The sequence below is a fragment of the Agrobacterium sp. MS2 genome, from assembly GCF_003261015.1.
GTDB classification, from domain to species: domain Bacteria; phylum Pseudomonadota; class Alphaproteobacteria; order Rhizobiales; family Rhizobiaceae; genus Agrobacterium; species Agrobacterium pusense.
On record NZ_QLNF01000107.1, the window covers coordinates 8524 to 9791 of the forward strand.

The following is a 1268-nucleotide window of genomic DNA, read 5'->3' on the forward strand; positions in this document are numbered from 1 at the left end:
GGCCACACGAAGGTGGCGTCGCCTTAACGGCCTGTTTGCACCAACGTGATATCGGGCTTTGATGACCGAGACCTCGCTTGCCCACTTCAGACGTCACCGCTTTCCTGCTCAGATCATCGCCCATGCCGTATGGCTCTATTTTCGGTTCCCGCTGAGCCTGCGCGACGTCGAGGATCTGTTGGCGGAGCGCGGCATCAGCGTCTCATTCCAGACCGTCTCGGAATGGGCGGCGAAGTTCGGTTTGAGATTTGCTCATCAGCTCCGGCGGCGGGCTTGTCGCAAATTTTCGAGAAGGTCAAAGCCACCCCGTTATCGGCCGCATTTTTATGCTTTGTTAACCTTTTGAAGTCCGAAGAGGTGCGCAAGCAGATCGTTCTGAACGTTGACGGTCCAGCCGCCAGAGAAGCCGAAGCCCTTCCTGAGCCAGAGCATGGCTTCGAAGCCGGCGATTGTGCGGCGCGCCGTTTTGAAAGATTGGAAGCCGCCGATCTTTGGCATGTTCTTCTTCACACGGAAGTGGTCGCTCTCGATGCCTTGCTGCAGATGCTTGGTGACATAGTGCACAGGATCGGGATGCAGCAGTCCGTTGTCAACCGATGTCTTGATCGCGGATGGGAACGTATTGGCACCATCCGTGCCGATCTTTTCCGGCGAGAGCAAGGGCTCATCCTTGAGCATTTTGCGGAAGAAGCGCTTTGCGGCATCAAGATCGCGCCTTGCAGTCAACAGAAAATCGACCGGATTTCCGTTCTTGTCGATCGCCCGGTACAGATAACGCCATTTGCCACGGATATTGACGTAAGTCTCGTCGGTCCGAATTGAGCCGCAATGAGGCCGACGAAACTGACGGAGCCGCTTCTCGATCAGCGGCGCATAGGCGAGAACCCAGCGGTTGATGTACTATGGTCGACCTCGAAGCCGCGCTCGCGGAACATCTCCTCGAGATCTCTGTAGCTGAGCGGGTACCGCAGATACCATGTCACCGCCTGAACGATGAGCCATGCCTCGAAATGTCGCCCTTTGAAATCATCCTTCGACTGGCGCTTCAACTTTTCGGCAATGGCGTTCAGAATCATGGCTACGCTCCGCTACACGAGGAGCGGAATTTCCCCCGTCGTGGTCAACAGCGAGTTAACCAAGAAAATTTGCGACAAGCCCTTCGATGGACTGACCGAGCGCTTTGGCCTCGGAAAGACAATCTCGGATCATCTGCTGCAATTTGCCAGCCGTCTGCTGCCGGAGCACTTGCCCAAAAGGCTGGTCGACTA

2 pseudogenes are annotated in these 1268 nt (G+C 56.1%); one reads left to right on the top strand and one right to left on the bottom strand.

Annotated elements, in window-relative coordinates:
- Nucleotides 1–61: 61 nt before the first annotated feature.
- Nucleotides 62–289, top strand: a pseudogene (locus DOU54_RS27050) (IS6 family transposase); the annotation flags it as partial.
- 35 nt (nt 290–324) lie between these two features.
- Here DOU54_RS27050 and DOU54_RS27055 read toward each other — a convergent pair.
- Nucleotides 325–1076: pseudogene (locus tag DOU54_RS27055) on the bottom strand (IS6 family transposase).
- Nucleotides 1077–1268: the final 192 nt, after the last annotated feature.